Here is a 25,930-nt window from a genome sequence, read left to right as displayed (position 1 = left end):
TTAAATTTGTATATAAAAATTCTTAATGGAATATTTACTATTAGGGTTTTTAACTAGTTTAAGTTTAATATTAGCAATTGGTGCGCAGAATATTTTTGTCATAGAACAAGGTCTTAAAAAACAATATATTTTTACAGTTTGTTTAATATGTTCAGTTTCTGATGGGTTGCTAATATTTTTAGGTTTATTTCTTTTTCATTATTTTAATCAATATTTTAATTCCACTGTTGAATTAATATTCAATATTTTATTGTTAATATTTCTTATCCATTTCATCTATTCAAAGATTAAATCAAGAAATAATAAAACGGACTTTAATCAATCAATTGAAGAAATATCACTTAAAAGTATTGTTTTGAAAACATTAGGTTTTACTTATTTAAATCCTCACGTCTATTCAGATACTGTTTTTTTCTTAGGTAATTTTTCAAAAAACTTTTCAATTTTTGAAAAGATTAAATTTGGAGTAGGGGCATCTGTAGCCTCTTTTTTATTTTTTTTCTTAATTGGTTATATGGCTAAATATTTTTCAAAATATGCTCATAACGAAATAATATGGAGATACATCAATTACTCTATAATAATCTTTATGAGTGTTTTGGTATTAATAGTTATTAAAGGGATTATTCTTTAATTTGAATAACCATATTTCTTTAATCTGACATCACCAGTTCTAGCATGCGCTTCCATACCTTCATATCTTGATATTCTAGCAGCTGCAGCTCCAACAAGCTCAGTAGATTCTTTAGTCATTCTTTGGAAACTTAATGTTTTAATAAATTTTCCTACAAATAATCCACCTGTATATCTACCAGCACCTTTAGTTGGTAAGATATGATTAGTTCCAGAACACTTATCTCCATAAGCAACTGTTGTTTCTTCACCAACAAAAAGTGAACCATAATTTGTCAATCTTTCATGGAACCATTTTAAATTTTCAGTTTGAACTTCTAAATGTTCAGGAGCATACTCATCACTGATTTTAACCATTTCTTCATCAGTGTCACAAAGTATCACCTCACCATAATCTCTCCATGCAGCATCTGCATTTGTTCTTGGAACTTCAGGAAGTTCTGCAATTAATTCTGGAACTCTTTTCATTACTTTTTCAGCTAGCTTTTTACTGGTTGTATATAACCAACATGGTGAATTGTAGCCATGCTCTGCTTGGCCTACTAAATCAACAGCTACTATTTCAGGATCTGCTTTAGCATCAGCAATAATTCCGATTTCTGTTGGACCAGCAAATAAATCAATTCCAACTTTTCCAAACAAAATTCTTTTAGCCTCAGCAACAAACTGATTACCTGGACCTACAATTATATCTGCAGGGGGATTGTTAAATAAACCGTTAGTCATTGATGCAATTGCAGGAACTCCACCTAAATTAAGAATTACATCTGCTCCACATAAATCAGCAGTATAAACAATTGTTGGATGTGCGCCGACACCTTCTTTTGGCGGACTGCATGCAATTATATTTTTAACCCCTGCAACTTTAGCTGTTGTTACACTCATTACAGCTGATGCTATGTGAGCGTATCTTCCACCAGGGATATAACATCCAGCAGTGTTTACTGGCACAAGCTTTTGTCCAGCATATAAGCCATCTGATAATTCTACTTCAAAATCTTGTCCATAATTTTTTAATTGTGCTTCGGCAAATTTTCTAACTCTATCGTATGAAAATTGAATATCATCTTTAGTTTTTTGATCTAAAGTTTTTTTGATTTCCTCAATTCTTTCTTTTGAAACAATTATTTCACCATCATATTTATCAAACTTTTTTGTTAAATCGACACAACCTTGTTCTTTTGAAGTTTCTAAATCTTTTAATAAATCCTGAACAATTCCAGTCGTTTTAGTGTCATCTGTTGAAGATGTCTTTGGTGATTTCTTTAAATATTTAATAGCCATTATAATGTTCCTTTTAATAATTTTGAAAGGCTTTAATAGATTAAAAACAATTATATTTCAATGTGTTATTAAAAATACACTCTGTAGAAAAAATTTACACTAACTACACACAAAATAGTTACCAGCAAATATAGGCTAATATAATCAATAGGTCTCATTAAAATTAATCTAAAGCAACAACTGCCGCTGCAATAGATGCAAGTCTTGCTTGAGCTTCATCAGATCGACTTGTAATAACCACTGGAACTTTACCACCAACCACAACTCCAGCAGCACAAGCACCACAGAAATAAATCATCATTTTTACTAAGCTATTTCCTGTTTCAACACTTGGTACTAGCAAAACATCTGCAATACCTGCAACTTCATTTTTAATTCCTTTAATTGCAGCTGATTTTTTTGAAACACAGTTATCAAATGCTAAAGGTCCAAAAACATCTGCATCTAAATTTTCTTCCTTTGCAAGTTTAGTAATCTCTGCTGCATCTTTTGAACTTGGCACACTGTCCAATACTTCTTCCGTGGCAGACAGTAGAGCAATTTTTGGTCTCACAATTTCAATTCGTTTTGAAAAATTAATTACATTTTTTAAAATATGCATTTTGGTTTTTACATTTGGTAAAACATTAAGTGCACCATCTGTGATAATTAAGGGTTTGTCATTTTTACCAACTGTCATATGCCAAATATGACTTAATCTAGTTTTACCTAATAAATCATATTCTCTTTTTAAAACTTCTTTCATTAGTACGTCAGTATGAATGTGTCCTTTGACTATAATTTTAACCTTTCCCTCTGATGCTAATTTTGCAGCAATTGTAGCTGTATTATTTTCAACAGGTTCATGAATAATCTCAAAATCAGAAATATCCCATTTTAAATCTTGAGCACACTTATTAATTTCTTCTTTATCTCCAATAAATATTGGTTCTATTAAATTTTCATTTACTGCATCTTGTACAGAAAGCATTGGTAAAGGCTTTCCTGCATTAACCACAGCAACTTTTACTCCTTTTTTTTTATGAGCAAAGTCTAATAAATTATTTGGACAAACTATTTCTTTGTTTGAAAGCATTTCGTATAAATATAATCTTCTAATAAAAGAACAATAAATTAAATCAATAATATGGTTTTAATTTGTCTAATTTAGTAGTGTTTCTAGATCTTTTTTTATGATTTCTGGAATATTGATCTCTTTTTTTGAATTCTCTTTAAACCTTTTGAATTTGTTTTGACCAGGATACATAATTTCTTTTACTCCTTTTATTTTAGGCAATCTTTTAATTGTTCTAATATTTTCTTTTATTCTTTGGTTATAATTTTTTTGAAATAAATTTGCCTTAAAGGTTATGAATAAATGTCCAATATTTTGTGGTCCTGAAAAATCATCAAATGGGTCTTTAACTTTTCCAGCATGATTTCCACCAGTTAAAGTTCCACTCAAAATATCAACCATCCAAGCAAGACCAGATCCTCTAAAACCTGCTATAGGTAACTGAACACCAGCTAAAGCTTTCTTTGCATCAACTGTAGGATTTCCAAATTTATCTAAAGCAACTCCCTCAGGAATTTTTTGATTATTTCTCGCAGCAACTCTTATTTTACCTCTATTAATCATTGATATCGATGTATCTAAAATAAAAGGAATTTTAGAACCAGTGGGAGTTCCAAAACATATTGGATTTGTTCCAAACAAACTTTTCAATGCTCCATGGGGTGCTACAGCAGGAGGCGCATTTGTATAAATCATGGTGATTAAATTTTTTTTAACAGCTTGCTCTGCGTAATAACCTGACAAACCATAATGCCCACTATTTTTTACTGCAACTAAACCAATTCCAGTTTTTTTGGCATTATCGATTGCTTTTTTAATACCGATATCTGCTGCAACAAAACCAATACTATCATTTGCATCTACGTGCGAAATAGATTGTGAAATTATTTTTATCTTAATTTTTGGTTTTGGATTAATAATACCACTTTTTATACGCTCACAATACATTTTAAGTCTAGATAGACCATGACCGTACGCGCCAACTAACTCAGCATTAATTAAAGCCTTAGCAGATGTAGAAGCATGATCTTTTTTAAGACCATGTTTTATAAAAATTAAATTTAAAAGATTATTTAGCTTCGAAATTTTCATCAATTAATTCATTTATTATTTTTTTGGTATTATAGACTTGTTTCCAGTTTGGGTAGTCTTTTTTAAATTTTGAAATATCTGATATATACCATATATGATCTCCAGTTCTTGGCTTTTTTATATATTTTCTTTTGATTTCTATTTTGGATATTTTCTCAACTAGATCCAAAGCCTCTATTATTGAACAGTTAGAAAATCTACCTCCACCAATATTATAAACTTCACCTCTTTTTGGTTTTTTAAAAAATTCCCAAAAACAATTAATTAAATCTAAACTGTGAATATTATCTCTTACTTGTTTTCCTTTATAACCAATCAAAGAATATGTTTTTTGATTTAAAGTATTTTTAACCAAATATGAAAGGAAGCCGTGCAATTTAGCTCCATTATGGTTAGGTCCAGTAATACAACCTCCTCTAAAGCATACAGTCTTTAGACCAATATTTTTACCATATTCTTGAACAATTAAATCTGAGTATGCTTTAGATGCTCCAAAAAAACTATGTATGCAATTATCTATAGAAAAAGATTCACTAATACCTTTATAATTAATATCTTTTTTATTAAGTTCCCATCGAGTTTTATTTTCAATTATTTTTAATTTATTTGGATTGTCTCCATAAACCTTGTTAGTTGACATGAATATAAAGACTGAATTTGGACAGTATTTTTTTGTTAATTCTAAGAGATTTAAAGTTCCTGAAGCATTTACATCAAAATCTATTCTTGGATAATTTTTTCCATAATCATGTGAGGGTTGAGCAGCACAGTGAATTATAATTTTGATATTTTTACTATATCTTTTAAAAATTTTTTCTAATTGATTAAAATTTCGAATATCTAAATTAAAATTTGTAAATCTCTTATTTTTTTTTAATAAATCTTTTTTAACATTAATTGTTGAACCATCTTTTCCAAAAAAAAATTTTCTTAAGTTATTATCTATACCAATAATTTCAAACCCTTTTTCATGAAAAAAACTTACAGCTTCTGATCCCACTAACCCAGTTGCACCTGTTATAAGAGCTATACTCATATAGTTATAAATATTTTATTAATGTTTTTTTATCTGCTTTAAGCCAATTATAGGTATCTTCCACAATATCTCTTATATTTTTTCTTGGTTTCCATCTATAAGTTTTACTAACCATTTTATTGTCACTAATAAAATAAGGAATGTCATAATCTGATGTTTTTTTAATTTTTTTAAATTTTATTCTATTATTAGTTATATTTTCACATAATTTTGTTAAAGAATTTAAAGAAGTATAACTTTTTTTTGATCCTCCAACTGTGAAAATTTTATTGTTTATGATATTCATTTTCTTAACTTGAAGAAAAATCAACTTACACAGATCATTTATATGAAGAACATCTCTTAGTTGATTTCCATGACCACCATAACCAATATATTTCATATTTTTGTTATTTAAATGATTCCAAATCCATAAACTTACAAATCCTTGATCTTGTTTGCCAAATTGCAAAGGACCAGATAAAACCCCACATCTGTTAATTATAAATTTTATCTTAAATAAAAAAGAAAACTCTTCAATTAACATTTCAGAGGCCAATTTTGTAAAACCATATAAGCTTTTAGGTCCTTGAATATTATCTTTCTCGTTAAATTTTTTTTTTAAATTTATTTTTTTTTTAATATTTTTATTCTTAACTAAATTATTTAAATCTCTTAGAGGATAAACTCTACTAGTTGATAAAAAAATTATTTTAGATTTATCTTTGCGAACTTTTTTAAGAATATTGAGAGTTCCAACTAAGTTAGTATTAAAAACTCGATCTATCTCATTTTTTGAAACTTCCACAGCAGCTTCTGCACAACAATCAATAATTAAATCATATTTTGGAAGATTTAAAATTTTTTTTAAATTAGTAATATCGATATTAAAATTTTTTATTTTATTATCTTTTAAAATCCTATAATTATACTTTGATCCTTTCCTGATAAAATTATCTAATGTATTAACAACAAATTTTTTAGATTTTAAAAAAACTGCTAAATTAGTACCAACAAATCCACAGCCTCCAGTGATCAGTATATTTTTCATTTGTTATCAAGATAATTTCTAAATTCTAATTGTATAAATTTTATTAATACAAAAAAATTTACAAATATATAGTTAAACTTTAAAGTCAAAAAATCTTCAAATGTTCTTTGGAAAAAAAATTTTATTTGTTTAATACTTAATTTAAAAAATCTTAATAAAGTAATTTTCTTCAATTTGTAACCAAAGGAATGATATCGCCAAACACGAGCTGATAAGCTTTTCAAATCATCTTCTTGCAAATGATAACTTATAGCTTTTGAGGAATAAAAAAGACTAAATTCATCAATCATTTTGACTTTATTAGAATAATCAACATCTTCACCATTTGTCATAAGATTTTCATTGTAACCACCAACTTTTCTCCATACATCTTTTTTTTGTATTGAATTGCAGCCAAAAATAAATGGTGGATTGTCTAGATCATTGAGACCCCAGTTTTGACTATAATATTTTGCTCTCCAATTATTAAATATATTATTGGTATATTTTTCAACCATTTTACCACCATATAGAGTTAAATCATTTTTTTTGATCATTTGGAGCATGATTTCCAACCAATTATTTTCTAAGACAACGTCAGAGTCGATACTTGCTATAATATCATTTTGACTTTTCTTGAAAGCTAGGTTTCTACAGTAACTTAAACCTTTGTTACTTTGATTTTTGATTAGTTTTATATTTTTAAAATTATTTACTAAATTTACTGTATTGTCTGAAGAATGGTCGTCAATTATAATAATTTCGTTAAATTTGATAGTCTGATTTAAAATAGAATTGATACATTGTACAATTGTGCGTTCTGCATTATATGCTGCAATGTAGATTGTTACTTTTTGAAAATTCAATTTTTAATTATTTTGTAGACTTTTAACAAGACTTTGCCATTTTTTACCACCATCTTTTTGTCTGTCATATTCTGTATTTAGGCTTGCACCTGGATAAGATTTTAAATTTTTTGAATTCAATGTGTGTAAGGGAGTCCCTTCAATTTCTGCAGTGCCAGATTCTTGTACAGTATTAAAATTAGTATTTTTAATAAAATTTTTTGTTTCTAACATTTGATCTTTTGTTTCACCAGGCAAACCATAAGTAAAAGTACCATGCACCGACATATTAAGCTCTCTAATATGATCGACTATTTTTCTAGTATATTCTAGATCAAGATGTTTATTTACAATTTTATCAACAACATATTGACTACCAGATTCAATTCCAATTTTAACTCCTTTGCATCCATTATCACTCATTATTTTCCAGCTTTCTTTTCTACATGTATCGGCTCTACACATTGCAAACCAAGGTATGTTATATTGACCAACTACTTTACTTATATTTTCCGTGTGTTTATTTCCAATGTTAAAAGTATCATCGTCTAAGTAGATAGCTTTAAATTTATATTTATTTGTAATTTCGTTTAGGAGTCCCTCAATGTAATCTGGTTTATATTGTCTTACAGATCTTTTGTTTTCTCCATCAGGATCATTTCCTGTCATCGCAGCAGGCCATACACAAAATATACATTTAAAGGGACACCCTCTACTAGTAAGGATATGTGCCTGAGGGCTTAATGTATTCATTGGTATTGGATTCCCATCAAAGTATTTGTCAAAAATAAATTCATCATAATAAGGAAAAGGTGCTTGATTCATTTCATCTAAAGTTAATAAATCATGTTCTTTCAAACCGTTTTGTCCATCGAGTATTTTCATTGTATTTTTTTCGTATTCACCTTTAAGAACTGCATAAACAATCTCACTATCCCAATTCTGTTGGGATGTAGAAATAGGTCCGGCTACAATAATTTTTAATTTTGGATATTTATTTTTGATATCTTTTATTAATTTATAATCATGATCCCATGAAGGGGTCGCACTTTCAATTAAGAAGTATTCAATCTTATCTTTTATAGAATCTAAATAATCATAAAAAGATTTATATGACTCTGAGAGCGCTATACTATCTCTAAAAAAAACATTTTTTTGTCCTATTTTCTTAGAAATATAACTAGTGGCGTAGCCTAAAAAATAAGGATATGGAATATAATCTTTTGCTCTTGGATTATCAGGAGTACATCGGCCTTGGTAAGTGAATGGCCATCTAGAACCAGCCCTTACTCCTCTACGCCAACGTTTTTTTCTTAAAAATCCTCTACTTTCTTTACCTTCCCACCAAGGTGGATTACTGAATAAAATAGACATAAAGTTTTTATATATTAAATATCATATTTAAGTTAACAAATAATACATTTTCTATCATTAATTTAAAATTTAAAATGAAAATATACGACACAACTACATATTATGAAGAAGATTTGATGATGGATTTAAGATTCAATATTCTCAATGAATATGTTGATAAATTTATTGTCTGTGAAGCAAATTTTTCGCACAGTGGTCAAAAAAAGGAAATTAAATTTGATCCAAATAATTTTAAAAAATTTAAGGATAAAATAATACATATAATTGTTGATAAGGACCCAGTAGCAATCAGTAAGAATTATAATTCTTTAGAGCAAAGATTTAACAGTATTAAAAGAATTGAATTTCAAAGAAATAAAATTTTTGAAGGGTTAAATGATGCCAATCCAAATGATCTTATAATTTATAGTGATAATGATGAGATTCCAAAATTAGAAAATATTAATTTTAAAAAGATTAATTCAAAAATTATCCTTTTTAGGCAAAAACTTTATTATTATAAATTTAACTTACATTATGACAAATTAAGCTGGTATGGTAGTAAGGCTTGTAGATTTAAAAACTTAAAAAATGTATCTTGGTTAAGAAATATTAAAACCAAAAAGTACAATTTTTTCAGAATTGATACCTTATTTTCTTCATCAAAATATATTGATTTAAAAATTATTGAGAATGGTGGTTGGCATTTTACAAATTTAAAAAGCCCAAGAGATTTATTAAAAAAGTACTTAAATGATGAAATGCATTCCGAATTTGAACAACACAAAGTAAGTTTAGCGGAAATTGAAAATAAAATTTTAAATGGTTATGTAAATTATGACCATATGGCTGATTCTAAAAAATCTTCAAGTCAAAAACAAAATAATCAATTTAAATTAAACTTAGTTGGAATAGAAGATTTACCTGAATACATTAAAAAAAATCTAGAAAAATACAAAAGCTGGATTGTTTGAATTAAATTTATCCTTTTCCTCGCCACGGTATATATTTATCGATAAGTTTTCTTAAAGTCACATCAAACAATAAACCAAGCATACCCATGATAAAAATTGTGATCCAAATTACTTCATATTGGAAATACTTTTTAGCCACGTTTTCAACAAACCCAATTCCAGTAGTTCCTGCTAAAAACTCAGCCGCAACTAAAGTTCCCCAACACATACCAACTGCAACTCTTATCCCTGTCAGTATTTCAGGTAATGAATTAGGAAAAATTACATATCTTAAAATTTGTTTTTTAGATGCTCCAAGTGAGTGAGCAGCATGAATTTTTGATAACTGTGTTCCAGATGCCCCAGCTCTTGCTGATATAATCATGATAGATAAAGAGACCATGAAAAGTAGGAAGATTTTTCCTGAGTTATCTATACCAAGTACAGAAATAATTAACGGTGCCCACGCAAGAGGAGGAACTGGTCTATAAAGTTCAATTAGAGGATCAAAAAATCCTTTAGCAAATCTATTAAGACCCATAAATAATCCTAAAGGAACACCAATTATTATTCCAAAAATTAAACCCAATAAAACTCTTAAAAATGAATCCCAAATGTGTCCATAAGGAACAGGAACTTTAAATAAACTAAAGTCACCAGTAACAATTTTTAAAACATTTCCTTTAAAGTTTTGTTCAACAACACCTTCTTTAGTGTGAATAGGGTACTCACCTGGTATGATATCTGCAATCCAATCAGGTAAAATAAAACCAATCATTTGACTAACATCAATTAATTGGATCCATAAAAGCGGTACATCCTTATAACCAACACTCGGTTTTGACATTAAAACAAATTTATTAAATGTATCAGATGGTTTTGGAAGCCATCTACCTGAACCTTGTTCAGAACAACTTTGTCCACTAGCTACAATAGTTCCAGCAGGAAATAACAATGCATCAATTAATTTTAATCCACCCTGAACATCATTTTTTGCATTGTCAAAATTAACAACTGCTTCTTGTAGATTATCTAGTGCATTTGGTGGATAGATACTTGCAAATTCTATACGTCTTGCAATCTTTACAATATTTTTTGCATACTCAGACGCTACTTCTTCGCTATCACTTAACTCACTTCTATAAATTTTAATTTGATCTTTGATTTCCTTAATTTGATTTTTAAACTGTACATTATGATTTCTGAGTTTAAAAAATTCTTCACTTATTAAACTTATCTCCTCTGCTGCTGCATGAAATTTTAAACCTTTTTTAGTTGATGGAACTAATGGAACCTCAAGAGTATTTTCAATAGATCCCGATCCAGCATTTACTTTTACAATACCCCAACCACCTTCATCATTTGCTGCTTGAAGTCTTGTTTGAAGTTGTTGTTCAGTTTCAAATGGATAATCAGGCTTTTCAAAATTTTCAGTTAATAGATTTATTTTTCCAGTAATTTCCTTTATTTTCTCTTTGGTCTCATTTTCAATTAAATCTTCGTTAGTTAATAATGGAATTAATTGAGAGGTTTGATTTAGAAAACCAATCAAAATTTCTTTTTGCTGAGTACTTACATCTGAGTTTTGAATTTCGATAGATAAGTTTCCAATGTTTTCATTTTCTTTTTTAATTTGCGCTGTACTTTTAAGTTCTCTTTGCTCGATTGGAAATTGATATTTTAATCCTAGTAATGAGTCGTTTACTTTTGCAACTTGGCAAAGCTCATTTGCAGATTTTGGATAAAATCCTCTTGCAATGTCCCAAGAATAGTACATCCATATTAAAAGTATTGTGCAGCTTCCTAAAATTACCCAATGAGTACCGCCTTTTGATCGTTCTGGATTACCAAAAACTGCATCGACTTTTTCAGTTTGAATTAATTTTCTTCCGTAAACAATAGATCCAATAATTGTAGCTAAAATTAAAATTGTTAGAATTTGTGTAAGCATTTTATTCTTTACCCATAATTTCTTCTTCCATGTTCCAAATCATGGTTAAGATTTCTTCACGTGTTTTTGAAAATTCTTTATCTTTTTTAATTTCTCTTAGATCCTCTTTTAGCCCTCTGTTTGCAAACGGAAGTGTATATTCTTTGTGAATTCTCCCTGGTCTTGGAGCCATTACGTATAATCTTTCACCAAGTAATAATGCTTCTTCTACAGAGTGTGTAATTAAAATAATTGTTTTTCCGGTTTCTTTCCAAATTTTTAAGACTAATGACTGCATCTTTTCTCGTGTTAATGCATCCAATGCACCAAGAGGTTCGTCCATTAGAATTAAATCAGGGTCATTAATTAAGCATCTTGCAAGCGCTATTCTTTGCTGCATACCTCCTGACAATTGATAAGTTGGTGTATTACCAAATCCTTTTAAACCAACAATATCCAACCATTCATTAACTTTTTTTTGAGTTGTTGATGGATCTTCTTTTTTCATACGAAGACCAAAGTTTACATTTTCAGCAACCGTTAACCATTCAAATAAAGCACCTTGTTGAAAAACCATTCCTCGTTCCACACCAGGTCCATCAATTTCATTATCGTTTAGAGTTATCTTGCCAGACGTTGGTCTTATAAATCCAGCAGTAATATTTAATAGAGTTGTTTTTCCACATCCAGAAGGGCCAAGAACAGTTAAGAGTTCACCTTTTTTTAGAGTGAAATTTACATCTTTTAAAGCATGAACAGTTTCTCCTTTAGGAGTTTTAAAAATCATGTTTAGATCTTGAGAAACTAATTCACTCATTGAATAATTGTATATTAGAATTTTTAATAAAAATAGGCACCAAAAAAAAATTTGGTGCCTATTAAAGTTTTAATCTCTACAAAATTATAGAGGTAAGAAACTAGTGTCTACATTTCCTTTAGGTGTGCCCATTCCTTCTAAGAATTTGTGAAGGTTACCCTTAGTCATAGACTCTGCAGTTTCTTCAGCATTTAAAAATTTAAATCCAGCCAAAGTCTCATTCATGTTTGCAACTGACATTTCAGACTCTTTTGCCATTGCATTAAGATCTGATTTACCAGCAGCATATCTAGCGTTAGCTTCATGAGTTACTTCGATGAAAGTTCTTACCATTCCAGGATTTTCTTTCATAAACTTTGAAGTTACAGAAGTAATATCGATACCTAAAATTCCAGCATCTCTAGCTTCTTGAACTGTTAAAAGTCTTGATCCAACTGCTGTTGCAGCTTTTATAGAGTTACCACCAAATAGACAAGCCATTACAACGTCACCACTTACTAAAGCAGCAGCACCTTCTTCAGGGTCCATTTGAATGATATCCATTTTATTTCTGTCAGCACCAACAACTTTCATACTTTCATCAAAAACGTATTCAGCCATTGTTCCAAGTGGAACAGCAACTTTTTTACCTTCTAATTCAGAACCATTTGCTTTTGTAATTCCAGAAGCATTTGATGTTACACAAGTTGTTCCACCCATTCCGTATTCCATTGCAATATCAACTAACTTGATAGGCGCTTTAGATTTTACAGCATTGATGAAAGGCACTAAACCTTGTGAGTAAGAGATATCAATATCTCCTGCTAACATTGCATCAGTCATTGCTCCACCGTTAGTGAAGTTTGTCCACTTAACTGGTACTCCTAATGCTTTTTCATACATTTTCTTATTCATGTCTTCTAAGTTTGGTGTTGGCCATTCTAAGAAGTAAGCAACTCTAACTTCGTTCGCTGCAGAGTTTGCAACTGAAATTGAAAGATTAAGAGCTACGATTGAACTAAGAATAAAACTTAATATTTTTTTCATTTATTCCTCTCTTTTTGATTTGTAATAATTGCAACTTTAATTTTAATTTATAAGAGTTGTAAAACAAAAAAAGTCGCACGTGATTAAATGTACAATTATAGGTTGTAGTCAAAAATATGGTGGTACAGGAAATAAATTTAGTCTAAAGAAGTTTATTAACTTAATTTAACTTATATATAGAGAGACAAATATGAGCGCAGAAAACAGAACTTCAGTACCTAATTCTTTAAATGAACATTGGATGCCGTTTACATCTAATAAAGATTTTAAGGAAAACCCGAGATTAATTACTGAAGCTAAAGGCGTTTATTTAAAAACTCATCACGGCAAAACTCAAATTGATGCAAGCTCAGGATTATTTTGTAATCCACTTGGTCATGGAAGAAGAGAAATTACTGAAGCTGTTACAAAGCAATTAGATACCTTAGATTACGCTCAACCTTTCCAACAAGGTTTTGGAGGATCATTTGAACTTGCTACAAGAATTTCAAAACACACACCAGGAAATTTAAATAAAATTTTTTATACTATTTGTGGATCAACAGCAGTTGAAACAGCCATTAAAATTGCAATAGCTTATCATAGAGCAAAAGGGGATAGCAAAAGATTTAGATTTGTTGGACGTGAAAGAGGATACCACGGAATGAACATTGGATGTGTGTCTGTTGGTGGAATGATTAACAATGTTAAAACGTTTGCAAGTATTTTAATGCCAGGCGTCCAACACATGAGACACACGCATTTACCAGAACATAAATTTGTTAGTGGTCAACCAGAAACAGGTGCAGATCTTGCGGATGATTTAGATAGAATAGCAGCAAACTTTGGTGGAGAAAACATTGCAGCATGTATCGTTGAGCCAATTGCAGGTTCAACTGGAACACTAGTTCCACCTAAGGGATATTTACAAAAATTAAGAGAGATTTGTGATAAACACGGAATACTTTTAATTTTTGATGAGGTTATTACTGGATGGGGAAGAACTGGTTCATCATTTGCAGGGCATGAATTTGGAGTTACTCCGGATATAATGACAATGGCAAAAGCAACAACCAATGGAGTTGTTCCAATGGGTGTGGTTGCATGTAAAGATGAAATTTACGATGCAGTTATGGATGATAGTCCGAAAGGTGCTGTGGAGTTATTTCATGGATATACTTACTCTGGAATTCCAGTTGCAGTAGCCGCAGCATTAGCAGTACAAGATATTTTTGAAAAAGATGATATTTTTGAAAGAGCAAAAAATTTAGCACCTTATTTTCAAAAAGGATTGTTCTCTCTTCAAGATTTAGAGTCTGTTGATAATATAAGAGGATACGGAATGATGGGTGGTATTGATATGAAATTAAATACCAAACCAGGTAAAGCAGGTTATGAATGTTTTAAAGCTTGTTACGAAGCTGGAGTTAATTTCAAAGCTACAGGAGATTGTTTAATCATTGCTCCTCAATTCATATGTGAAGAAAAACATATTGATGAGATTATTGATAAACTAAGAACTGGAATAACTAATTACCAAAAAAATCAAAAAAATTAGTTTCTAATTTTTTATTATTAAATTGTAGGAGTGTTATGAAGATAGGCGTACCTAAAGAAATTAAACCTCAAGAAAATAGAATTGGTTTAACACCTGAAAGTGTTAAAACTTTAGTTTCCGAAGGTCATGAAGTTTTAGTTGAAAATAACGGTGGTTTTGAAGCAGGTTTTGAAAATGAGCAATATACTGCTGCGGGTGCAAAAATAGTAGATAAAGCCTCTGATATTTTTAATGATGCTGAAATTATAGTTAAAGTAAAAGAGCCTCAAAAAGTTGAAGTAGACATGATTAGGGAAAATCAAATTGTCTATACTTATCTTCATTTAGCTGCTGCAAAAGAATTAACAGAAGGTTTGATTAAATCTAAAAGCATTAACATTGCTTATGAAACTGTAACAGATGATAACGGAAGACTTCCATTATTAGCACCCATGAGTGCGGTTGCAGGACGTATGTCTGTTCAAGCCGGGGCACATTGCTTAGAAAAAAACCAAAAAGGAAGAGGGCTTTTATTGGGTGGTGCACCAGGAGTTACTGGTGGAAACGTTGTAATTTTAGGTGGTGGAGTTGTTGGAGAAAATGCTGCTGTAATTGCAACTGGTATGCAAGCAAAAGTTCATATTGTTGATAAATCAGAGGCAAGACTAAAACAATTAGTTGGAATGTTTGGTGATAAAATAATCCCAGAACAAAGTGATAAAATTGATTTAAATAAATTGGTGGCAGAAGCAGATTTATTAATTGGTGGAGTTTTAATTCCAGGAGCTGAGGCACCAAAATTAGTCACCAAAGATATGTTGAAATTAATGAAAAGAGGATCTGTAATTGTTGATGTCGCAATTGATCAAGGAGGTTGCGTTGAAACTAGTAAACCAACTACACACGGTGATCCAACTTATATTGTGGATGATGTAGTTCATTATTGTGTAGCCAATATGCCAGGCGGAGTTCCAAGAACTTCAACACTTGCATTAAATAATGCAACACTGCCTTTTTTAGTAAAACTTGCTAACAAAGGATATCAAAAAGCTTTAGGTGAGGATAAAAACTTTCTTGCAGGATTAAATGTTCACAAAGGTCAAGTTACTTATAAGGCAGTTGCAGATGTTTTTGGTCTTGAGTATACAGATCCTTTAAAAGTTATCTAATTTTCAACTTACTAAGGCACTAACCAAGTTCTTTTATCATTTTTAAGATCAAATCTTGCTCTTCGATGACCTTTTGCTGCAAGATATAACCACTCAAAAGATTTAACTTTACATTGAATGACAGTGAAATTTTCATATCCTTTTTCACTTTCTTCCATTGTGTAATCAAAATTATCTTTTTCAGGTTTTAGACCAGAAGTAGGTTCATCCGACTCTGTGCCAGGACCATTATCAACAAGATAACATTTTCTGCTTATATGTGCAGTCTTTAACCAAGATTGTTCAGTAACTTCATTTTTATGATTAACAGTACATTCAACTTTAGTTCTTACCTGTATTTTTTCTTCTTTATCATAGAAAATTAAACTAGCTCTGTTGTTTGATTTAAGCTTTTCAACTTTATCTGATCTAATATCACTATGAAATTGAATTAGATTTTTATCTTGATCTGATTTTCTTAAGACAACAATTCTTCCATCAAAATCATTTTGAGTGCCACAAATAAAAACAGGTATTCTAAATTGAGAACTTCTATTGGTTACTGCATCATTAAGCATCAACCAAATTTTTTTAATTATCTCATCAAAATTTTCATAGTATGCTGGTTGCATACGATATTATTTTCTGAATCTTTTAATTAAGCTTGATGTATCCCATCTATTGCCACCTAATTCCTGAACTTCTCCGTAGTATTTATCTACAATTTCTGTAACAGGTAATGAAGCTCCATTATTCTTAGCTTCATCCATAGCAATTTTAAGATCTTTTCTCATCCAATCTACTGCAAAACCAAAATCAAATTTATCTTCAATCATTGTTTTGTATCTATTTTCCATCTGCCAAGATTGTGCAGCACCTTTTGATATGACTTCAATTACATCTTCCATATTAAGGCCAGCTTTCATTCCAAAGTTTATACCTTCAGATAAACCTTGAACTAATCCAGCAATACATATTTGATTAACCATTTTAGCAAGTTGTCCACAACCAGCATTGCCAAGTAATTTCATTTTTTTACTGTAACAATCAATTTTATCTTGTGCTTTATCAAAATCAGCTTGATCACCACCTATCATTACAGTCAGCGCACCATTTTCAGCTCCAGCTTGACCACCTGATACAGGTGCATCTAATGCACCAAATCCATTTTTTTTTGCATGATCATAAATCTCTCTTGCAATTGTAGCTGATGCAGTTGTGTTATCAATATAGATAGATCCTTTTTGAATTGTTTTAAAAGCTCCATTTTCACCAAATGTTACTTCTCTTAAATCATTATCATTACCTACACATGTAAAAACATATTCAGCATCTTTTGCTGCTTCAGCAGGAGTGTCAGCTAATTTACCTTTGTATTCAGAAACCCATTTCTCAGCTTTAGATTTAGTTCTATTAAAAACAGTTACATTGTGTCCGGCTTTTGATATATATCCAGCCATTGGGTAGCCCATTACCCCAAGACCTATGAAAGCAACATTACAAGTCATAAATTCTCTCTATGTTTAAAAGTTTAAGTTTAAAAGTAATTATATTTGGATTCATTTTTACATTTTTTTCTAGTTTTGGACAGAGTTTTTTTCTTGGCTTGTTTAATTCAAGTATAAGAGATGCATTATCTATAAGTCATGGACAATTCGGTTCAATTTATGCTTCAGCAACACTTTTAAGTAGTTTTGTTTTAGTTTGGATTGGAAAAAAAATAGATGATGTAGATGTTATAAAATTTGCATCTTATGTGATAATTTTTTTAGCAGTATCCTGTTTTATATTTTCAAAAATTTCTTCAGTCATCTTTTTATTTTTTGGAATTTTTTTAATGCGTTTAGCTGGTCAAGGATTAACCACGCATACTGCTACAACGACAGTATCTAGATTTTTTGAAAAAAGTAGAGGAAAAGCTTTAAGCACTTGTTGGTTAGGTTTGTCTTTAGCTGAATTTATATTGCCTGTATTAATCGTTTTTCTTTTAACTTTTTTAGGCTGGAGAGATATATGGATTACAATTTCAATCATTGTAATAATAATCTTACCAATAGTTGCATACGTATTTATTAGAGATGTTAAGCTAGACACTCGTGAAGAAGCAAAAGAATTAAATAATTCAAGAGAGATTAGACAATGGAAGAGAATTGAAGTTTTAAAGGATTTCAGATTTTATATCATTTGCATGACTATGTTAGCGATGCCTTGGATTGCTACTGGTACTTTTGTTTACCAGTCATTTATCACAACATCAAAAAATTGGGGACCATATGTTATTGCACAATCATTTATGGTTTATTCAATACTGTCAGTTATAACTTTATTTATCTCAGGTTTTTTAATTGACAAATTTACAAGTAGAAAATTATTATTGTTTATTAATATTCCTTTATTTTTTTCAGCAGTTGTTCTTTATTTTTTTAATTCTGAAATTTCATCATTTATTTTTTTAGGTTTAATAGGGATTTCAAATGGTCTAGCTAATGTTTTAGGCTCTTCAACTTGGGCAGAAATTTATGGCGTTAAACATATTGGTTCAATAAAAGCTTTAACTACAGCTCTAATGGTTTTTTCAACTGCATTTGGAACCGCTTTATTTGGCATATTAATAGATTTTGGCTTTTCTATAGAACAAATATCTATTGTTGCTGGGATTTACATCCTAGCTTCAATTATCTTGTTATTTTCAATTAAAAATAAGCTAAACCCAGAATATCTTTAGAATTTAAGCTTGATTTTTTAAAGGCTACTGTATAGATACTGCGCATGGCTAGAGTGACCGTAGAAGATTGCATCGATAAAGTAGATAGTCCTTATGAATTAGTTTTAGTTGCAAAAGAAAGAGCAACGCAATTGAATTCAGGTATAGAACCAACCCTTGATAGAGATAATGATAAAAATACAGTAATTGCATTAAGAGAAATTGCTGAAGAAAAAATTAAAGTTCCAGATTTAACTGAAAGTGCAGTTTATAAGCTTAGAAAACATGTCGAGCAAGTTGATGATGGAGCTGAAGATGATGAAGAAGTAGGTGATGATTTTGAAAGTTTATACAAAGGTGAAATTTCAAAAAGTGGTGTACCAATACTTCCTTCAAAAAGAGCTAGGAAAGCTCCTGAAAAAATTCAAGTATCACAAGAAGATTTAGCAGAATTATCACAAACGGCAAAACCTGATGTTGAAAGCTCTGTTGCTGAGGAGAACATTTCTGAAGATGGTGAAGTTTCATTAGATGAAGTTTCTGAGACAGAAAGCCAACAAGATGCTGCTATAGAAGTGCAAGAAAACTCTGAAGATAACGAAACTTCAAACTCTTAATAAAATCATATAAAGTCCAGTTATGAACAGGAAAGTATCAGTTGCTCCTATGATGGATTGCACAGATCGTCATGAAAGGTACTTTTTAAGATTAATTTCAAAACACACTCTTCTTTATACTGAAATGGTAGTTGATGAGGCTATCAATAGAGGAGATAAAAAAAAATTACTTGAATTTAATATCAATGAAAAACCTGTAGCACTTCAATTAGGAGGCTCTTCTCCTAAACTTTTATCTGAGGCTACTAAAGTTGGAGAAGATTTTGGATACGATGAAATAAATTTAAATCTTGGTTGTCCTAGTAAAAAAGTCGAAAAAAATAAATTTGGTGCATGTTTAATGAAGGAGCCTAATTTGGTTGCTGATTGTTTAAGTAAAATGCAATCAGTTACAAAACTACCAATTACTATTAAGACAAGAATTGGCTATGATAATGTTGAAGACTATGAAACTTTTTATAACTTTATTTCAACAATCAAATCGACTGGAGTAAAAACTTTTATTATCCACGCAAGAAAAGCAATGCTTGGAAAATTCACTCCAAAACAAAATTTAAACATTCCACCTTTAAAATATGATTATGTTTATAATCTTAAAAAAGATTTTCCAGAAGATGAAATAATAATAAATGGTGGAATTACTGATGTTGAACAAGTTAAGCAACATCTTAAAAAAACTGATGGAGTAATGATCGGAAGATCAGCTTATCACACACCTTATATTTTAGCAGATATTGAAAGAGAGATTTTTAATAACGAAAATATATTAAGCAGACAGGAAGTAATTGAGCAATTAATTCCATATGTAAAAGATGAACTTAAAAAAGGGACAAGACTGAATCAAATTATGAGACACACACTTGGATTGTTTCATGGTCAATCAGGTGCAAGTCATTGGAAAAGATATTTAAGTGAAAACATGTGTGTACGTGATGCTGATGTTAAAAAAATAGATCACATCATGGATAAGATAAAATATAACAATGTTGAAAATAGCGTAGGTCAATCTGCTTAATACAATTCTAGATAGCCAATATTTTTATCCAATTTTATTAATGTTATTTACAGCTTTTCCTGTTGGATTTGTTGCCGGATTATTTGGTATTGGAGGTGGATTAATAACTGTACCATTTTTGTATTATATCTTTAATTCTTTAGGAGTAGATCAACAATATCTAATGCATTTAGCCGTAGGTACTTCATTTGCAATAATAATTCCTACATCAACAGTATCTGTATTAACTCATCATAAATTTAAAGCAGTCGATTTTGAAATTGTAAAAAATTATGGATTATTTGTTGTAATGGGCGTTGTACTTGGAACAATTTTTGCTGCATCTCTCAAAACAAAAACACTTATTTTATTTTTTTCTATTGTTATACTTTTACTCAGTATTTATTTATTGTTGCTTAAGGAAAAAGAGAAGTCCATTATAATTCCAATAAAACTACATTTAAAAATTATATTGGGAACAATCGTTGGTTTTATATCTGCTCCAATGGGAATTGGAGGAGCTATTATGAATGTGCCAATATTAAAATTCTTTGGTTATTCAATAAACAGAGCAATAGGTAGTGCTGCTGCAATTGGTTTTTTAATATCAGTATTTGGTGCAATAGGTTTTTTAATCTCTGGCAGTTATCTAAAAACTAATATTCCACTTAGCATTGGTTTTTTAAACATTCCAGCTTTCTTAATCTTTATCCCGATAACAACATTTATGGCAAGGATTGGTGCTCGTACAGTTCATAAAATTGATAAAAATAAAATAAGCAAAATTTTTGGGATATTTTTATTAATCGTTGCTGGTAAATTTCTGTACGAATATTTCAAGATATAATCATGGTAAATAAAGTTAATAAGAATTTTTTAAAAACCTCTCATTATATAACAGACTTGAAATTGTGCAGTGTCAGACTTATTGATAACGAAAAATTTCCCTGGATCATACTTGTCCCCAAAAGAAACAAGGTAACTGATATAACCAATCTAAATTCCAAGGATCAAGTTACCTTAATCAAAGAAATCGTTTTTTGCAGTAATGTTATGAAAAAAATCTTTAAAACTACCAAATTAAATGTTGAAAAAATTGGTAATATAGTTCCACAGTTACATATTCATATTATAGCTAGAAAAAAAAGTGATAGTTCTTGGCCTTTGTCTGTGTGGGTAGTTAAGGGAAAACCTTATAAAAAATCTCTACTTAAAAGTATGATTAAAAAGTTAGAAGAGGGTATAAAAAAAAGAGGTGACTTCAGTCTCCCTCTATCACCTCAGAATAAAATTTAATTGATTCTTTACAGTTTTATGAACACTTAATAGTTGTAATTTAATTTTGTGAACAATAAAAAAACTCATATTTTTTGGTCATATTCACCAATCTTCCCAGTTTTTTGGAGTAATTGATCAATAAATTCAAAAATCTTTTTCTTTCTTTCATCTGAAGTTGGGCTCTCAGTTACGATCACTAATGAAGGTTTATTTGATGAGGCTCTTATTAGCCCCCATGAACCATCTTCAAATGTAAATCTTACACCATTTACTGTTAGAATATCTTTTATGGGCTGATTATCGATTTCAGCTCCTTGTTTTTTTAATTCCTCAAATTCTTTTACAATATCTTCTACTACCTGATATTTTTCTTCATCTTTACAAAATGGAGCCATTGTTGGACTTTGAAAGGTATTTGGAAGTTCTTTAATAATTTCACTCATCGTCTTATCTTGATTATCTAATAAATGACAAACTTGAATTGCAGAGTTAATTCCATCATCATAACCATAACCTAATGGTTGATTGAAAAAGAAATGACCACTTTTTTCAAAACCAGCCAAAGCCTTTTCATGATTAACTTTTCTTTTAATATGGGAATGACCGGTTTTCCAATAAACAGTTTCACAGTTATTTTCTTTTAATATTTCATCTTTAGAAAAAAGCCCTGTTGATTTTACATCCACTACAAATTTTGAGTTACTATGTTTTGGAGCTAGGTTTCGAGCAATTAATAAACCTATTTTATCTGAAAAAATTTCATTACCATTATTATCTATAACACCAACTCGATCTCCATCTCCATCAAATCCAAAACCTATATCAGCTTTATTTTCTTTAACTGCTTTTGCAATCGCATGTAGCATTTCAAGATCTTCTGGATTTGGATTGTATTTTGGAAATGTCCAATCTAAATTACAGTCTAACTCAATTACTTCACAACCTATTCCTCTTAATATATCTGGTGCAAATATTCCTGCTGTACCATTTCCACATGCCACAACAGTTTTTATCTTTTTTTTGATTTGATTTTTGTTTATTAAATCGTCTTTATAAATTTTTTGAAAATTATTAATTTTTTTTTCTTGTCCTTTTCCTTTAATAAATTTTTGATTGAGTGTAATTTCTTTTAATTCTTTCATCTCTTCTGGAGCATGTGTTAACCCTTTTGCAATACCCATTTTTACCCCCGTCCAACCATTTTCATTGTGACTTGCTGTAACCATAGCAACAGCATCTGCATCTAAATTGAATTGAGCAAAATAAACCATTGGAGATAAAGATAGCCCAACATCTTCAATCAAGCATCCTGTTGAAATTAATCCTTCCTTCAAAGCTTCTTTTATTTCTTCACTATAAGATCGATAATCTTGACCAACGATTACTCTAGGATTATTTTTTTTTGTATGGTTTATAATTTGTGTTCCTAAACCTTTGCCTAGATTCGTTATTCCAAATTTATTTATGTTTTCTTCATACAACCATCGCGCGTCGTATTCTCTAAATCCGTAGGGGTCTATTTTAAGTTGTTCACTCATATTGTTAATTACTTACACTTTTTCCAATTTTTTTATTGATAATTTTTTTGTCGTGTTCTATAAATGTTCTATTGAAAAGCTATTTATATAGTGTACTAAGTCAAAGCGCATACAACATATAGTTGTTTTCGCTTAAACAACAATTTATAATAAAAATATGAACAAGATTCTATCACAAGCACTCAAGAAAGCTGTCTCTGAATATAGCCCATCAGTAAATGAAGTTCCAAAAGGCACAAGACCTGATTTATTTTCATTAAATAATGAAACTGAACTTTTTCAAAATGACAAAGGTATTATTATTAAAATTGACCGTTCTAGAGACGCTAATTTAACTGACTTTGGTAAAGCGACACTTAAAGATAGATACCTAGGTCACAATGAATCTTTCCAAGATTTATTCGCAAGAGTAGCAAGCACTTATTCAGATGATAATTTACACGCTCAAAGAATTTACAACTACATAAGTAACTTGTGGTTTATGCCCGCAACACCAGTGCTTTCAAATGGTGGAACAAAAAGAGGTTTACCTATTTCTTGTTTTCTAAATGAAGCTTCAGATAGCTTAGGTGGTATTTTAGATTTATGGAGTGAAAATGTTTGGCTAGCAGCAAAGGGCGGAGGAATTGGTAGTTATTGGGGTAACTTAAGATCTATTGGTGAAAAAATTGGTAAGGTTGGAAAGACATCAGGAATAATTCCTTTTATTAAAGTTATGGACTCTTTAACTATGGCAATCAGTCAAGGTTCTTTAAGAAGAGGTTCGGCTGCATGTTATCTTCCAGTTGATCATCCTGAAATTGAAGAATTTATTGAGATGAGAAGACCAACAGGCGGTGACCCAAATAGAAAAGCACTAAATCTTCATCATGGTGTTTTAATATCAGATGCGTTTATGAGAGCTGTTGAGACTGATGAACAGTGGGCATTAAAAAGTCCTGCTGACGGAACAATTCAACAAACTATTTCTGCAAGAAATTTATGGATAAGATTATTAACTGCAAGAATTGAAACTGGTGAACCTTATATCATTTACATCGATACAGTTAATAGACAAATTCCACAACACCATAAGCTTGCAAACTTAACTGTTAAAACTTCAAATCTATGTAGTGAAATTACTTTGCCAACTGGAATAGACAAAGATGGAAAAGATAGAACGGCTGTTTGTTGTTTATCTTCTCTAAATTTAGAAAAATATGATGAATGGAAAGATGATCCTAACATGATCAATGATGTTATGAGATTTCTTGATAATGTATTAACTGATTTCATTAATAAAGCCCCAGACCAATTTAAAGATGCCAAATATTCTGCTGAAAGAGAAAGAAGTGTTGGTCTTGGTGTTATGGGTTTTCACTCTTATTTACAAAAGAATAGAATTCCTCTTGAGTCAGTAATGGCTAAAGCCTGGAATAAAAAAATATTTAAAAATATTCATGAAAAAGTAAACCAAGCATCTAAAGATTTAGCAGATGAAAGAGGTGCTTGTCCTGATGCAGCTGAATATGGTTATCAAGAAAGATTTTCAAATAAAACAGCTATTGCACCTACAGCTTCAATTTCAATTATTTGTGGTGGTGCCTCACCTGGGGTAGAACCAATTGCAGCTAATAGCTACACACATAAAACTTTATCTGGATCCTTTAATGTTAGAAATAGATATTTGGAAGAAATTCTTGAAAGTCATGGAAAAAATGATGATGAAACTTGGTCGACAATAACAACTAACCAAGGCTCTGTTTCTCATTTAGATTTTTTAACTGATTTAGAGAAAGATGTTTTTAAAACAGCTTTTGAACTGAACCAAAGTTGGATAATTGAGTTAAGTGGTGACAGAACACCATTTATTTCTCAAGCACAGTCTGTAAATTTATTCTTACCAGCCGATGTTCATAAAAAAGAATTACATAAAATTCATTTTGATGCTTGGAAAAAAGGTTTAAAGAGCCTTTATTATTGCAGATCAAAATCAATCCAAAGAGCAGAGAATATTAATGATGCAAAATCAACAGATATTCTTGCAAATGTTTATAAAAATAAATCAACCGAAAAAGAACCAGAGTACGAGGAGTGTCTATCATGTCAGTAGCAGAGAAAATTAATTCTGAAGAAACAAACCCAAAAAAAAATAATAATGGATTGTTAGTTGCAAATCCTGTCTACAAACCTTTTAGATATCCATGGTGTTATGATGCATGGTTAACACAACAAAGAATTCACTGGTTACCAGAAGAAGTACCACTTGGGGATGATGTTAGGGATTGGCAAAAAAATCTTAGCACTTCTGAAAAAAATTTACTAACCCAAATTTTTAGATTTTTTACACAAGCTGATGTTGAAGTAAGTAATTGTTATATCAGACATTACATGAATGTATTTAAACCTACTGAAGTTTTAATGATGATGTCATCATTTGCATCAATGGAAACAGTTCATGTTGCTGCTTATTCGCATTTACTTGATACAATTGGTATGCCAGAAACTGAATATACTGCTTTCATGAAATATAAAGAAATGAAAGACAAGTATGATTATATGCAAGGATTTGATGTTAAATCAAACCATGATATTGCAAAAACAATTGCTGTATTTAGTGCATTCACTGAAGGTCTTCAATTGTTTGCAAGTTTTGCAATTTTATTAAATTTTCCAAGACACAATAAGATGAAGGGTATGGGTCAAATAGTTACTTGGTCTGTAAGAGACGAAACATTGCATTGTAATTCAATGATTAGATTGTTTAAAGATTTCATTAAAGAAAATCCTGAAACTTGGACACCTCAACTTAAAAAAGAACTTTATGAAGCTTGCAGAACAATAATTAAACATGAAGATGCTTTTATTGATTTAGCTTTTGAAATGGGTCCAATGGAAGGTTTAACTGCAAATGATGTTAAACAATATATTAGATTTATCGCAAATAGAAGATTATCTCAGCTAGGCTTAGAGGATATTTATGATGTTCAAAAAAATCCTCTTGGATGGCTTGATACTATGTTGAATGCAGTTGAACATATGAACTTCTTTGAAGGAAGAGCAACTGAATATTCTAAAGCATCAACTCAAGGAACTTGGTCAGAAGTTTTTAGTTAAGTTTTAT

Annotated in this window: 24 protein-coding genes; 11 read left to right on the top strand and 13 right to left on the bottom strand. The window is 30.2% G+C overall.

Translation table 11 applies throughout. From position 1 onward, the window contains the following. The first annotated feature begins 25 nt into the window (after positions 1–25). Positions 26–634 (top strand): LysE/ArgO family amino acid transporter, encoded by a 609-nt coding sequence (locus ACTTAU_RS06035; RefSeq protein WP_438303980.1) that lies wholly within the window; start codon positions 26–28, stop codon positions 632–634. Here ACTTAU_RS06035 and hisD read toward each other — a convergent pair. From hisD to ACTTAU_RS06000, 7 genes are all read right to left on the bottom strand, one after another. Beyond that, complete coding sequence (gene hisD / locus ACTTAU_RS06030) at positions 631–1,917, bottom strand: histidinol dehydrogenase (RefSeq protein WP_438303977.1); 1,287 nt, start codon at positions 1,915–1,917, stop codon at positions 631–633. The genes ACTTAU_RS06035 and hisD overlap by 4 nt on opposite strands. A gap of 163 nt (positions 1,918–2,080) precedes the next feature. After that, positions 2,081–2,992, bottom strand: a complete 912-nt coding sequence (locus ACTTAU_RS06025) for a bifunctional enoyl-CoA hydratase/phosphate acetyltransferase (RefSeq protein ID WP_438303974.1) — start codon at positions 2,990–2,992, stop codon at positions 2,081–2,083. Between the two features lie 66 nt (positions 2,993–3,058). Continuing rightward, positions 3,059–4,063, bottom strand: a complete 1,005-nt coding sequence (locus tag ACTTAU_RS06020) for an Ldh family oxidoreductase (protein WP_438303972.1) — start codon at positions 4,061–4,063, stop codon at positions 3,059–3,061. Then, a complete protein-coding gene (locus ACTTAU_RS06015; RefSeq protein ID WP_438303970.1) occupies positions 4,041–5,099 on the bottom strand; it encodes an NAD-dependent epimerase/dehydratase family protein in 1,059 nt (352 codons plus the stop codon). Before ACTTAU_RS06015 ends, ACTTAU_RS06020 begins: the two co-directional genes overlap by 23 nt. A gap of 4 nt (positions 5,100–5,103) precedes the next feature. Further along, entirely contained in the window at positions 5,104–6,129 is a 1,026-nt protein-coding gene (locus tag ACTTAU_RS06010; RefSeq protein ID WP_438303969.1) for an NAD-dependent epimerase/dehydratase family protein, read from the bottom strand. Further along, positions 6,126–6,974, bottom strand: coding sequence for a glycosyltransferase (locus ACTTAU_RS06005; RefSeq protein WP_438303967.1), 849 nt, complete (start codon positions 6,972–6,974; stop codon positions 6,126–6,128). The genes ACTTAU_RS06010 and ACTTAU_RS06005 overlap by 4 nt, the downstream gene beginning before the upstream one ends. Before the next feature lie 3 nt (positions 6,975–6,977). Further along, positions 6,978–8,327, bottom strand: a complete 1,350-nt coding sequence (locus tag ACTTAU_RS06000; protein WP_438303966.1) for a B12-binding domain-containing radical SAM protein — start codon at positions 8,325–8,327, stop codon at positions 6,978–6,980. Positions 8,328–8,401: 74 nt separating this feature from the next. On the opposite strand from ACTTAU_RS06000, the gene ACTTAU_RS05995 reads away from it, so the two are divergent. Next, a complete protein-coding gene (locus ACTTAU_RS05995) occupies positions 8,402–9,280 on the top strand; it encodes a hypothetical protein (protein WP_438303964.1) in 879 nt (292 codons plus the stop codon). A 7-nt stretch (positions 9,281–9,287) separates the two neighbouring features. On the opposite strand, the gene ACTTAU_RS05990 is transcribed toward ACTTAU_RS05995, so the two are convergent. The 3 genes from ACTTAU_RS05990 to ACTTAU_RS05980 form a co-directional block, all read right to left on the bottom strand. Continuing rightward, a complete protein-coding gene (locus tag ACTTAU_RS05990) occupies positions 9,288–11,210 on the bottom strand; it encodes an ABC transporter permease subunit (protein ID WP_438303963.1) in 1,923 nt (640 codons plus the stop codon). A gap of 1 nt (position 11,211) precedes the next feature. Then, positions 11,212–12,006 carry a taurine ABC transporter ATP-binding protein gene (locus ACTTAU_RS05985; protein ID WP_438303961.1) on the bottom strand — a complete coding sequence of 265 codons (795 nt, stop codon included), beginning with the start codon at positions 12,004–12,006 and terminating at the stop codon, positions 11,212–11,214. 84 nt (positions 12,007–12,090) lie between these two features. After that, the gene (locus tag ACTTAU_RS05980) at positions 12,091–13,032 is read right to left on the bottom strand and encodes an ABC transporter substrate-binding protein (protein ID WP_438303960.1); all 942 of its coding nucleotides are present in this window, start codon (positions 13,030–13,032) and stop codon (positions 12,091–12,093) included. Between the two features lie 190 nt (positions 13,033–13,222). On the opposite strand from ACTTAU_RS05980, the gene ACTTAU_RS05975 reads away from it, so the two are divergent. Both ACTTAU_RS05975 and ald read left to right on the top strand, forming a co-directional pair. Continuing rightward, positions 13,223–14,569 (top strand): aminotransferase class III-fold pyridoxal phosphate-dependent enzyme, encoded by a 1,347-nt coding sequence (locus ACTTAU_RS05975; protein WP_438303959.1) that lies wholly within the window; start codon positions 13,223–13,225, stop codon positions 14,567–14,569. A gap of 35 nt (positions 14,570–14,604) precedes the next feature. Next, positions 14,605–15,717 (top strand): alanine dehydrogenase, encoded by a 1,113-nt coding sequence (ald, locus tag ACTTAU_RS05970; RefSeq protein ID WP_438303957.1) that lies wholly within the window; start codon positions 14,605–14,607, stop codon positions 15,715–15,717. Between the two features lie 11 nt (positions 15,718–15,728). Here the strand turns inward: ald and ACTTAU_RS05965 are convergent, their stop codons facing one another. Continuing rightward, entirely contained in the window at positions 15,729–16,328 is a 600-nt protein-coding gene (locus ACTTAU_RS05965) for a flavin-binding protein (RefSeq protein WP_438303956.1), read from the bottom strand. Between the two features lie 6 nt (positions 16,329–16,334). Further along, positions 16,335–17,204 carry an NAD(P)-dependent oxidoreductase gene (locus ACTTAU_RS05960; RefSeq protein WP_438303953.1) on the bottom strand — a complete coding sequence of 290 codons (870 nt, stop codon included), beginning with the start codon at positions 17,202–17,204 and terminating at the stop codon, positions 16,335–16,337. Between the two features lie 11 nt (positions 17,205–17,215). Between ACTTAU_RS05960 and ACTTAU_RS05955 the strand changes: the two genes are divergently transcribed. The 5 genes from ACTTAU_RS05955 to ACTTAU_RS05935 are packed head-to-tail and all read left to right on the top strand — an operon-like array spanning position 17,216 to position 21,307. Beyond that, the gene (locus tag ACTTAU_RS05955) at positions 17,216–18,421 is read left to right on the top strand and encodes an MFS transporter (RefSeq protein WP_438303951.1); all 1,206 of its coding nucleotides are present in this window, start codon (positions 17,216–17,218) and stop codon (positions 18,419–18,421) included. Positions 18,422–18,465: 44 nt separating this feature from the next. Further along, entirely contained in the window at positions 18,466–19,017 is a 552-nt protein-coding gene (rpoZ, locus tag ACTTAU_RS05950; protein ID WP_438303949.1) for a DNA-directed RNA polymerase subunit omega, read from the top strand. A gap of 22 nt (positions 19,018–19,039) precedes the next feature. Next, positions 19,040–20,032: a tRNA dihydrouridine(20/20a) synthase DusA gene (dusA, locus tag ACTTAU_RS05945; RefSeq protein ID WP_438303947.1), complete on the top strand. Its 993-nt coding sequence runs from the start codon at positions 19,040–19,042 to the stop codon at positions 20,030–20,032. Positions 20,033–20,072: 40 nt separating this feature from the next. Continuing rightward, the gene (locus ACTTAU_RS05940) at positions 20,073–20,858 is read left to right on the top strand and encodes a sulfite exporter TauE/SafE family protein (protein ID WP_438303946.1); all 786 of its coding nucleotides are present in this window, start codon (positions 20,073–20,075) and stop codon (positions 20,856–20,858) included. Positions 20,859–20,860: 2 nt separating this feature from the next. Next, positions 20,861–21,307 (top strand): HIT domain-containing protein, encoded by a 447-nt coding sequence (locus ACTTAU_RS05935; protein WP_438303945.1) that lies wholly within the window; start codon positions 20,861–20,863, stop codon positions 21,305–21,307. A 65-nt stretch (positions 21,308–21,372) separates the two neighbouring features. Here ACTTAU_RS05935 and ACTTAU_RS05930 read toward each other — a convergent pair whose 3' ends face one another. Further along, positions 21,373–22,827 carry a phosphomannomutase/phosphoglucomutase gene (locus tag ACTTAU_RS05930; protein WP_438303943.1) on the bottom strand — a complete coding sequence of 485 codons (1,455 nt, stop codon included), beginning with the start codon at positions 22,825–22,827 and terminating at the stop codon, positions 21,373–21,375. Positions 22,828–22,984: 157 nt separating this feature from the next. On the opposite strand from ACTTAU_RS05930, the gene ACTTAU_RS05925 reads away from it, so the two are divergent. Together ACTTAU_RS05925 and ACTTAU_RS05920 are read left to right on the top strand one after the other, a co-directional pair. Continuing rightward, entirely contained in the window at positions 22,985–24,919 is a 1,935-nt protein-coding gene (locus tag ACTTAU_RS05925) for a ribonucleoside-diphosphate reductase subunit alpha (RefSeq protein ID WP_438303942.1), read from the top strand. Then, positions 24,910–25,923: a ribonucleotide-diphosphate reductase subunit beta gene (locus ACTTAU_RS05920; protein WP_438303939.1), complete on the top strand. Its 1,014-nt coding sequence runs from the start codon at positions 24,910–24,912 to the stop codon at positions 25,921–25,923. The genes ACTTAU_RS05925 and ACTTAU_RS05920 overlap by 10 nt, the downstream gene beginning before the upstream one ends. Positions 25,924–25,930: the final 7 nt, after the last annotated feature.

This window comes from Candidatus Pelagibacter sp. HIMB1505 (assembly GCF_052047915.1).
GTDB lineage: Bacteria > Pseudomonadota > Alphaproteobacteria > Pelagibacterales > Pelagibacteraceae > Pelagibacter > Pelagibacter communis_A.
This window is presented reverse-complemented; position numbering and strand designations above follow the sequence as displayed.

Bases quoted from the DNA above. Each gene is read 5' to 3' on its own strand.
- ACTTAU_RS06015 (WP_438303970.1), bottom strand. From the start codon at position 5,099: ATGAGTATAGCTCTTATAACAGGTGCAACTGGGTTAGTGGGATCAGAA.
- ACTTAU_RS05930 (WP_438303943.1), bottom strand. From the start codon at position 22,827: ATGAGTGAACAACTTAAAATAGACCCCTACGGATTTAGAGAATACGAC.
- ACTTAU_RS05985 (WP_438303961.1), bottom strand. From the start codon at position 12,006: ATGAGTGAATTAGTTTCTCAAGATCTAAACATGATTTTTAAAACTCCT.
- ACTTAU_RS06010 (WP_438303969.1), bottom strand. From the start codon at position 6,129: ATGAAAAATATACTGATCACTGGAGGCTGTGGATTTGTTGGTACTAAT.
- ACTTAU_RS05940 (WP_438303946.1), top strand. From the start codon at position 20,073: ATGTTATTTACAGCTTTTCCTGTTGGATTTGTTGCCGGATTATTTGGT.
- ACTTAU_RS05920 (WP_438303939.1), top strand. From the start codon at position 24,910: ATGTCAGTAGCAGAGAAAATTAATTCTGAAGAAACAAACCCAAAAAAA.
- ACTTAU_RS06025 (WP_438303974.1), bottom strand. From the start codon at position 2,992: ATGCTTTCAAACAAAGAAATAGTTTGTCCAAATAATTTATTAGACTTT.
- ald (WP_438303957.1), top strand. From the start codon at position 14,605: ATGAAGATAGGCGTACCTAAAGAAATTAAACCTCAAGAAAATAGAATT.
- ACTTAU_RS06000 (WP_438303966.1), bottom strand. From the start codon at position 8,327: ATGTCTATTTTATTCAGTAATCCACCTTGGTGGGAAGGTAAAGAAAGT.
- hisD (WP_438303977.1), bottom strand. From the start codon at position 1,917: ATGGCTATTAAATATTTAAAGAAATCACCAAAGACATCTTCAACAGAT.
- rpoZ (WP_438303949.1), top strand. From the start codon at position 18,466: ATGGCTAGAGTGACCGTAGAAGATTGCATCGATAAAGTAGATAGTCCT.
- dusA (WP_438303947.1), top strand. From the start codon at position 19,040: ATGAACAGGAAAGTATCAGTTGCTCCTATGATGGATTGCACAGATCGT.
- ACTTAU_RS06035 (WP_438303980.1), top strand. From the start codon at position 26: ATGGAATATTTACTATTAGGGTTTTTAACTAGTTTAAGTTTAATATTA.
- ACTTAU_RS05990 (WP_438303963.1), bottom strand. From the start codon at position 11,210: ATGCTTACACAAATTCTAACAATTTTAATTTTAGCTACAATTATTGGA.
- ACTTAU_RS05975 (WP_438303959.1), top strand. From the start codon at position 13,223: ATGAGCGCAGAAAACAGAACTTCAGTACCTAATTCTTTAAATGAACAT.
- ACTTAU_RS05925 (WP_438303942.1), top strand. From the start codon at position 22,985: ATGAACAAGATTCTATCACAAGCACTCAAGAAAGCTGTCTCTGAATAT.
- ACTTAU_RS05995 (WP_438303964.1), top strand. From the start codon at position 8,402: ATGAAAATATACGACACAACTACATATTATGAAGAAGATTTGATGATG.
- ACTTAU_RS05980 (WP_438303960.1), bottom strand. From the start codon at position 13,032: ATGAAAAAAATATTAAGTTTTATTCTTAGTTCAATCGTAGCTCTTAAT.
- ACTTAU_RS06020 (WP_438303972.1), bottom strand. From the start codon at position 4,063: ATGAAAATTTCGAAGCTAAATAATCTTTTAAATTTAATTTTTATAAAA.
- ACTTAU_RS05935 (WP_438303945.1), top strand. From the start codon at position 20,861: ATGGTAAATAAAGTTAATAAGAATTTTTTAAAAACCTCTCATTATATA.
- ACTTAU_RS05965 (WP_438303956.1), bottom strand. From the start codon at position 16,328: ATGCAACCAGCATACTATGAAAATTTTGATGAGATAATTAAAAAAATT.
- ACTTAU_RS05960 (WP_438303953.1), bottom strand. From the start codon at position 17,204: ATGACTTGTAATGTTGCTTTCATAGGTCTTGGGGTAATGGGCTACCCA.
- ACTTAU_RS05955 (WP_438303951.1), top strand. From the start codon at position 17,216: ATGTTTAAAAGTTTAAGTTTAAAAGTAATTATATTTGGATTCATTTTT.